The organism is Microcoleus sp. K1-B1, assembly GCF_036704705.1.
Lineage (GTDB): Bacteria > Cyanobacteriota > Cyanobacteriia > Cyanobacteriales > Microcoleaceae > Microcoleus.
The window spans coordinates 18312-27330 of sequence record NZ_JAUBSH010000088.1; the positions used below are offsets into that span (position 1 = coordinate 18312).

The window sequence follows — 9019 nt, forward strand, 5'->3', positions numbered from 1 at the left end:
TGCAAGTCCCCAAAAAGATACTTCTCAAGGTAAAGGTAATCGCTTCTAGCATAACTCATGACTAATTTAACAGAGATTAATACGGAGTCAGTGCAAATTTTGTAAAAAAGGGCGATCGCACTTTTATCGAGATGTTGAAACAAGTGCGATCGCCTTTCAATTTTCTTACTTCCTTACCTGCACCAACAGCTAGAAAGTCTGACTGACTCTTTTTAACCATTCATTGCCATTTGGTGTTTTTCCCGTAACACCGAATTCATCTGTTAGGCGAGTAGTATCAGTCATGAAAGTACCATCTGGCTTGAGCCTGATTCCGTAAAACTTTCTACACTCTTCGCGCCATACATGGGCATTTGGTGTCGTTCCTGTGGCACCAAATTGATCCGTTACAGGAGTCTTTGATTGAGCATTAGCTGGCAGAGATATACTCAATATTAACAGCGCGATACTACCAACAAAAACTTGATACTTCCTAAGATTGCTAATTCCTTTCTCAAGATATTGACAAACAGACTTTGACTGGTTGGAAATTTGTACTGGCTACTTGATGAGGATTCGAGCTTTACAAGATTATAAGCTGTTCTGCATTTAAATAGTATGTCAAAAAAAATTAAAGTCTTGTGGGGAGTTGGGGTTGGGCGTCCCGCCCGCCCTCAATCTACAATTTAAATGCGCGACAGCTTATTGAGTAATACTATTTACTCTTGTGGAGCTTGGTCAACAAAATTTATAGGATTTTCTTGTAAATACACGATTATCCGATATTCATACATGGCGTTTTCACGCTTGCCAGCGTCTCCGCGCCACCCGTGAACTCCTTGGCATGACTCAAGAGCAGGTCATTGAGCAGTTAGAGAACAACTACGACATCACCATGAGCCAGCAGACGCTCTGTACTATCGAACACGGCAAGCGCAAAGTAGACTCCGAGAGGGAGTTACCCGCCTTCGCGGCCGTCTACAGCAAACCTATCGATTATTTCTACGAAACCCTGGAATTGCCCGCCGCGGCACCCCCAGTCGCACCCGCACCCAAGCGTCGCTCAGTCGTCACCGTTGACATGGAAGCCCTCACTCACCGCGATAAGCTAGAACTAGCAGCAGAATTAATTCACCACGTTTTGCAAGAAACCTAACTAGCAGAGACAATTTAGCCAACCCGTTAATCCTGTTTTTGCTCCCGTTATTGTGTCATTCCGACTCATCAAGCAATTGATGCCATACAATATTAAATACATACCTAATTCATAAATCAAGTAGATTTCATGAATATCAAAGAATTAGAAACGCAACTTCTGGCCTTAACGCCAACCGAGAAAGCTCAAATCATTCAATTATTAACCCAAAACTTAGCCAACACCTGGCAAGGAATTAGCAAAACTCCCGGTGTCTGCGGCGGTGATGCTTGTATCAGAAACACTCGCATTCCTGTTTGGGTACTAGAAAGTTTTCGTCGTTTGGGCATGAACGAGTCTCGACTCTTAGATAACTATCCCACATTAACAGCTATTGATTTAGCAAATGCCTGGGCTTATGCGGCAGCTTTTCCCGATGAAATTGAAATAGCTATCCGCCAGAATGAGGAGGATTAAGATGATGGCGCGTCTTTATGGTGACGAACAATTTCCCAGAGAGGTTGTAGAATTGCTGCGCCCTATGGGTCACAATATTTTGACAGTACAAGAAGCCGGAAAAGATAACCAAAAAATTCCTGACGAAGAAGTGTTAGCTTTTGCAGTCAGTGAAAATCGAGCTGTTTTAACTCTAAATCGCCGTCATTTTATTAGACTGCACAGCTTACAGCCTGACCATGCTGGAATTATTGTCTGTAAGGCAGACCATGACGTAGCAAGAATGGCGGCTAAGATTAATGAAGCTATTTCCTCACTTGCAACATTAACAGGCCAATTGATTCGAGTCTATCGTTCTGAACCGTCATCTATATCTTAAGCGATCGCCACAAAGTAAACTCAAGCAATCTCAATCCGAAAATCACTGCATCGGTTTGATTGCTGGCTAAATACCATCGCCAATATTTCCCGCTGAAAAAACTTAGGAGGCGACTAAAACAGGGCACTCTGAAATCCGGCAAACATTGGACACAGTTGGCTGCTGCGAAACGACTCGCAGTTCGTGAGGATAGCGGGGACGGGGGTCATTTTCTAACCAGATGGGCGGTACCATCATCACTTCATAGTAAGCGATCGTATCGAAAACACCGGGCTGGGACTTCAACTCTACTGTTAAGCCCGCTCGGTACTCAAATGCTTCTTCCCAGTCTAGATTTTCATTGATACCCATAGCGATCGCGCCTCTTAATCTTGTTTCTTTTGTCCATTGTAGAGCCCTACATAAAAGATTGGGTACTTTCTGTTGCTTACGATACAATTTTTAACTTTATATGTTCGATTCATGACAATTTAACAGAGAGGAGCAATTGTCAATAAGTAAATAGGATGATTTTGCTGACGGGTGACAAGTAAGCCCAAAAGGTAGGCTTGACAAGAGTTTGAGTTGATATGTCTCAAAAAAAATAGGGACGATCGAACCCCGCAGACGTTTATGAGACAAAGAAAGATCAGAGAATTTTAAGGATTGAAGTACAAACCTATTTTTGCAAACTTGGTTAATATTTTATAAGTCAGCCTTAATTTGGAACTGGTATAAACACATGATTATCTAGCCCCAAAACACTACATATAGCCTTTCGATCTCTCATATGAGGTACTCATGGGCATAGGCCTCCGTGGCCTCCGTGGGCATACCTCACCACGCTTGAGAACCGCTATATTTTGTGCTTTGTCAAGCAAGCTATAATCAAAAAAATTATCAAAATTTTCACGCTCCCTCGATTGCAATCTAGAGTCAACTGATTCGGGCGATCGCACTATAATAGCAAATAGCTACATAATTCATAAATCCTAAAATTTCCATGACAATCAAAGAATTAGAAACACAACTTTTGGCATTAACGCCAACCGAGAAAGCTGAGGCAATCAGCATTTTAACCCAAAGCCTGAAAAACAGCGGCCGCCCGATTACAAAAACTCCCGGCGTGATGGGCGGTGATGCTTGTATTCACGAAACTCGCATTCCCGTTTGGTTGATCGCCAGCTATCACAATGACGGCGCTACCGATGCTTTTATCCTAGACTGCTATCCCCATCTCAGTGCTGCTGATTTGGTAAATGTTTGGGCTTATGCTGAAGCTTATCCTGACGAAATTGAGGAAGCAATTAGACTGCAAGATGAGGCTGACGAAATATTAGATACACCTGAAAATATCAAATAAACCTATGGCGCGTCTCTACGCAGACGAACAATTTCCTCGGCAAGTCGTGCAAAACCTGCGGTCTTTGGGGCATGATGTCCTGACTGTTCAAGAAGCAGGAAATGCTGGACTACCTGATGAGGATGTATTAGCATTTGCCATCATTGAAAATCGGGCTGTTTTGACCGTCAACCGACGGGATTTCTTTCAACTGCACAAGCTGCAACCTGACCACTGTGGTATTATTGCCTGCACGCGAGATGACGATATTGCTAGACTGACTGCTAATATTAATGATGCGATATCTACTGCTGAGACATTGACGAAAAAAGTGATTCGTGTCTATCGCTCAGGGCCGCCGTCCATATCTTAATTGAATTCAAGAGACCTTATGCCCTACTATACTCAAGCCGAATTTTAAGGACTGAAGTCCTTACTACAAACCTAAATTTGTGCAGTATTTTACCAACAAAAAAACCGGGCGGCACGGGGAGTAGGGGTCGCACCGCCCCTACACCGTCCGGGTTTCTCGATAAGTGAAAACTAAACTAAAATCACGTTGTCTTCTTCTTAGTCGCAGTCGCAGTCGCAGCCTTCTTAGTCGTGGTTTTCTTCGCCGCAGTCTCCGTCTTTTTAGCAGTGGTTTTCTTGGCCGCAGTCTTCTTCGTTGCAGTTTCCGATTTCGCCGCAGTAGTCTTGGTTGACTTCTTCGACTTGCTGCTAGATTTTCCGCCGCCCGCTGCTTCCTTCGCTGCTAACAAATCCAGTGCTTTTTGTAAGGTGAAATTCTCCACAGATTCATCCTTAGCCAAAGAAGCATTGATATCGCCGTGTTTCACATAGGGGCCGTAGCGGCCATCGTAAACATTGATCAATTCTCCCGACTCTGGATGCGCGCCCAATTCCTTCAAAGGTGTGGCTGATTTGCTGCGGCCGCGGGCGGCTTTCGGCTGCGATAATAACTCTAATGCCCGATCGAGCTCGATCGTCAAAACATCATCCGGCGGTTTGATCGATCGATAATCTTTCCCCACCTTACCCTGGTCATGCACCACATAAGGCCCGTACATCCCCAAATTAGCTTGCACCTTCGCCCCCGTCTCCGGGTGAGATCCCAACAACCGAGGTAAAGTCAACAAACTCACCGCCATATCCAGCGTCACGCTATCCTTATCCGTCCCCTTCGGTAAAGAAGCCCGCTTCGGTTTCTTGTTCGTTTCCGAAACTTCCCCTAACTGAACGTATGGCCCATAACTGCCAATCAGCACATAAATCGGTTCCCCAGTTTCCGGGTGAAGACCCAATTTTTCCGGGCCTTCCGTTTTTTGCTTTAACAGAAACTCCACTTGTTCCGGATCTAAATCTGCCGGCGTCAAATCTTGGGGAATCGATGCTTTTACCAAGCCTTCTTCGCTTTCAGATTCCAGGTATGCGCCGAATTTACCGATGCAGACTTTAGCAGAAATATTCTCCAGTACCACAGTTCGGGCAACTTTCGCATCAATCTGACTTTCCTGTTCTTTGACTTGGGTTGCGAGTCCGGTTTCCCCTGTATAAAACTTTTGTAAATACGGCAGCCATTTCGCCTCGCCGGTGGCAATTTCATCGAGGGTTTGTTCCATTCGGGAAGTAAAACCAGTGTCTACTAAATCGGGAAAATGTGTTTCCAATAAAGTCGTGACGGCGAAAGCGGTGAATGTCGGAATTAGGGCATTAGCTATTAATTTCGCATATCCCCGATCGACAATTGTACCGATAATACTCGCATAGGTACTCGGACGGCCCACACCTTCGCTTTCCAGCATTTTCACCAGAGAAGCTTCCGTGTAGCGGGCAGGAGGTTGAGTTTCGTGCCCAACTGCCTCTAAATCCTTACAATTAGGTTTATCCCCCACCTTCAGCGCCGGCAAAATTACCTCTTGGTCTTCCAACGCCGCATTCGGATCGTCGGAACCTTCCACGTAAGCGCGCAAAAAGCCTGGAAAATCAATGCGTTTGCCGCTGGAACGGAAACCGGCATCTTCTACCTGAGTTAATACAGTGACGTGAGTTTGGCGGGAATCTGCCATTTGAGAAGCCACAGTCCGCTTCCAAATCAAATCGTAGAGGCGGAAATCAATGCCATCCAATCCGGTTTGCTGCGGAGTCCGAAAAGTGCTGCCGGCGGGACGGATAGCTTCGTGGGCTTCCTGGGCGCCTTTGCTTTTCGTCGTGTATTTGCGCGGTTGGGGGCTGAGGTATTCGCTGCCGTAAAGTTCTTGCACACAACTGCGCGCCGCTTCGATCGCCTGTTCGGACAAATGCACTGAATCCGTCCGCATATAGGTGATAAAACCGCGTTCGTAGAGACTTTGGGCAATTCGCATAGTTTCCCGCGCACCCAGCCTCAGTTTGCGGTTAGCTTCCTGCTGCAAAGTCGAGGTCGTAAACGGCGGCGAAGGTTTGCGGGTGACAGGCCGTTCTTCAATATTCCCGACAGTCCAGGGTTTGTTTTGGATGCGTGAGAGTAAAGCCCGCGCCTGTTCTTCGTTGAGCAAAAGTACGCGGCGGCCTGCGATAATTTGCCCGGTATTTTCATCAAAATCGCTGCCATTTGCAACTTTCACATTGCCGACAGTCACGAGTTTGGCATCAAAGGAAATTTTGCCCTTTTCCAAAAAAGCTTTTAAATCCCAGTAGCTACCTTGGCGGAAAGCGCGGCGTTCCCGTTCCCGGCGCACCAACAGGCGTACAGCGACTGATTGGACTCTACCTGCGGACAAACCCCAAGCGATTTTTTTCCACAGTAGCGGAGAGAGTGTGTAACCGACGAGTCTGTCGAGAATTCGGCGAGTTTCTTGGGCTTGTACAACTCGATTGTCGATATCGCGACAGTGAGTCAAAGCATCGCGGATGGCTTCGCGGGTGATTTCGTGAAACACCATCCGCTTGATGGGCACTTTGGGTTTGAGGATTTGCAGCAAATGCCAGGAAATGCTTTCGCCTTCGCGGTCTTCGTCAGTGGCTAGAATCAGTTCTGTGGCGTCTTTGAGGGCGTCTTTGAGTTCTTTAACAATTTTCTTTTTATCTTTGGGGATGACGTAGAGAGGTTCAAAGTCTGCTTCCACGTTTACGCCCAGTTGCGCCCATTTTTCTCCTTTAACGGCTTCTGGTATTTCTTCGGCGGAGGATGGTAGGTCGCGGACATGGCCCATCGATGCCTCTACACGGTACGTGGAGGGCAGGAAGTTGCGGATGGTGCGGGCTTTGGTAGGAGATTCGACGATGACTAAGGTTGACATGGCATCTTTTAAATATGGATGGCAGCGCAGCTAGAGGGTCTAAGTTAGAGAGTTTAGGTCAGATGTCAAGGCTTCTTTCAACTTTGGGCGATTATTTTCAAACTACCTTAATTTTTAACTTACTGCCGATCGGGTGGCAGGTGACAATGTGATGGGATTTTACTGCTTTGGGGGCAGAGGCTGCGAATCGCGTCTCTACAAGATGCACGGGATGATGACCTGACTTTAGCAGAATTGTCGCTAACTGGATGTTGAGACTGCTGGATACGGGCGGATGGTTCCTCAATCTGGTTGTAACTTGAAGGTTGGGGCGATCGATTTTAGATTTTAGATTTTAGATTTTAGATTTTAGATTTTAGATTGGGAAAGATTTACTGACTAGAGGTTTGGGACTATCGATTTTAGATTTTAGATTTTAGATTTTAGATTGGGAAAGATTTACTGACTAGAGGTTTGGGACTATCGATTTTAGATTTTAGATTTTAGATTGGGAAAAATTTACTAACTAGAGGTTTGGGACTTTGGTACAGTACGCTGTGCAGTATAAGCGTTGCGATCGGAAGGAAAGTCATCACAGAGGGTTAAAATTACTGGAGCGATCGCTCAATTCTATCAACAATGCTATGACATTTGAATTTGACCATCTTTTCATCCTTACTGATATTGGTGCTTCGGAAGCTAATCGTTTATCCTCCTTCGGTTTAGTTGAGGGTGGATCTCGCATTCATCGCGGACAAGGTACAGCCAATCGCTGTTTCTTTTTCCATAACGCAATGTTGGAATTGTTATGGATTCACGATCCAGAAAAAGCGAAGTCTGAGCCCATTCATCAGACTCGTCTTTGGGAGCGATCGACAAATCGGAATAATGGTGCGTGTCCATTTGGCATCTGTTTGCGTCCAGCCAAAGGTTCTGAGGACACAGTTGCATTTTCTAGTTGGGCCTATCGTCCACCTTATTTACCAGAAACGAGGAGTATCGCGGTAGGTACAAATAGTGATGTTTTGACTGAGCCCATGCTTTTCCAAATTTCCTTTGGTAAACGTCCCGATCAATACTCTGCTGATAAGTCACAGCCTTTGGATCATGGTGTGGGTTTACGTGAAATTACTCGTGTAGAATTAGTCAGTCCTGCTGCCAATAATCCGTCACCTGAACTTCAAGCAGTGGTTGAGACAAATCAGCTAAAGTTACGGATGGGAACCGAGTATTTTGTGGAGCTTGGTTTTGATGGAGAAGTGCAGGGACAACAGGTAGATTTTCGACCGGGATTGCCGCTTATTATCAGTTGGTAGTCTAAAGCCGTAAAACAATTAATAATATGGCTTCAGTATCGAACGATCTGCGATCGTTCGTACAGAACGCCCACTGACAATTGCAGGAACATTAGAGACTATTGAGAATTTACCAAGTTTGCTGAGTAAACTAGAGATATACTAACCCCCAATTTATTGAGTGAGGACTGGACAATGGAGACAATTACTGATCTGCCGGGGTATCGCATAACAGAACAACTCTATGCAGGATCTCGCACTCTAGTTTATCGGGGTATTCGGGAGAGCGATCGGACTCCAGTCGTCATCAAACTGCTGAGAAACGAATACCCCAGCTTCAGCGAACTGCTGCAATTCCGCAACCAGTACACCATCGCCAAAAATCTACGTCTGCCTGGAGTGGTTGAACCCCTCGATTTAGCACCTTACAAAAACGCCTATGCTTTGATAATGGAGGACTTTGGAGGAGTTTCCCTGTCTACGTATCTCCCGGCAGCAACTGATAAAAACCAAGCCGATAAATCTCTATCTTTAGAAAACTTTCTCAACCTAGCCAGGGAACTAGCAAATATTCTCCACTCTCTCTACCAAAACCGAGTTATTCATAAAGATATCAAACCCGCCAATATTCTGATTAACCCACATAGCAAACAAATTAAACTCATTGACTTCAGTATTTCTTCCCTGTTGCCGAGAGAAACCCAAGAAATCCAGAATCCCAACACCCTCGAAGGAACCTTAGCTTATCTGTCCCCAGAAAAGACAGGAAGAATGAATCGATGTATTGACTATAGAAGTGACTTTTATTCCCTGGGTGTGACCTTCTATGAATTGTTGACAACACAGTTACCCTTCGAGTCAGACGACCCAATGGAGTTAATGCATTGTCATCTCGCCAAACAGCCGATTCCGGTACATCAAATCAAGCCAGAAGTTCCCCTAATTTTATCCCAAATTGTTAGTAAACTGATGGCAAAGAATGCGGAAAATCGCTATCAGAGTGCATTAGGACTGAAACACGATTTAGAAATTTGTCTGGCTCAATTACAAAACACGGGTAACATTGAGACGTTTGTATTAGGAACGCGGGATATTACCGATCATTTCCTCATTCCCGAAAAACTCTACGGCAGAGAAACAGAAGTGGAAACCTTATTAGCAGCCTTTGAGCGAGTCAGCAGAGGCAGCACCGAA

9 protein-coding genes are annotated in these 9019 nt (G+C 45.3%); 7 read left to right on the forward strand and 2 right to left on the reverse strand.

The window, feature by feature from the left end; translation table 11 throughout:
* Positions 1–763 precede the first annotated feature (763 nt).
* The 3 genes from QUA83_RS24215 (at position 764) to QUA83_RS24225 (ending at position 1949) form a co-directional block, all read left to right on the forward strand.
* Positions 764–1135, forward strand: coding sequence for a helix-turn-helix transcriptional regulator (locus QUA83_RS24215; RefSeq protein ID WP_333296422.1), 372 nt, complete (start codon positions 764–766; stop codon positions 1133–1135).
* Between the two features lie 129 nt (positions 1136–1264).
* Positions 1265–1591 (forward strand): DUF433 domain-containing protein, encoded by a 327-nt coding sequence (locus QUA83_RS24220; RefSeq protein ID WP_333296414.1) that lies wholly within the window; start codon positions 1265–1267, stop codon positions 1589–1591.
* 1 nt (position 1592) lies between these two features.
* Positions 1593–1949 carry a DUF5615 family PIN-like protein gene (locus QUA83_RS24225; protein ID WP_445301807.1) on the forward strand — a complete coding sequence of 119 codons (357 nt, stop codon included), beginning with the start codon at positions 1593–1595 and terminating at the stop codon, positions 1947–1949.
* A 102-nt stretch (positions 1950–2051) separates the two neighbouring features.
* Here QUA83_RS24225 and QUA83_RS24230 read toward each other — a convergent pair whose 3' ends face one another.
* Positions 2052–2300, reverse strand: coding sequence for a hypothetical protein (locus QUA83_RS24230; RefSeq protein WP_333296415.1), 249 nt, complete (start codon positions 2298–2300; stop codon positions 2052–2054).
* A 631-nt stretch (positions 2301–2931) separates the two neighbouring features.
* Between QUA83_RS24230 and QUA83_RS24235 the strand changes: the two genes are divergently transcribed.
* On the forward strand, positions 2932–3291 hold the full coding sequence (locus tag QUA83_RS24235; RefSeq protein ID WP_333154138.1) for a DUF433 domain-containing protein: 360 nt from the start codon (positions 2932–2934) through the stop codon (positions 3289–3291).
* A gap of 4 nt (positions 3292–3295) precedes the next feature.
* A complete protein-coding gene (locus QUA83_RS24240; RefSeq protein WP_333056587.1) occupies positions 3296–3643 on the forward strand; it encodes a DUF5615 family PIN-like protein in 348 nt (115 codons plus the stop codon).
* 181 nt (positions 3644–3824) lie between these two features.
* Here QUA83_RS24240 and topA read toward each other — a convergent pair whose 3' ends face one another.
* Positions 3825–6551 (reverse strand): type I DNA topoisomerase, encoded by a 2727-nt coding sequence (gene topA / locus QUA83_RS24245; protein WP_333296417.1) that lies wholly within the window; start codon positions 6549–6551, stop codon positions 3825–3827.
* Positions 6552–7087: 536 nt separating this feature from the next.
* Here topA and QUA83_RS24250 point away from each other — a divergent pair.
* Together QUA83_RS24250 and QUA83_RS24255 are read left to right on the forward strand one after the other, a co-directional pair.
* Positions 7088–7846, forward strand: coding sequence for a VOC family protein (locus tag QUA83_RS24250; RefSeq protein WP_333296419.1), 759 nt, complete (start codon positions 7088–7090; stop codon positions 7844–7846).
* A 174-nt stretch (positions 7847–8020) separates the two neighbouring features.
* A partial coding sequence (locus QUA83_RS24255) for a protein kinase domain-containing protein (protein ID WP_333296421.1) occupies positions 8021–9019 on the forward strand: 999 nt, incomplete at its 3' end.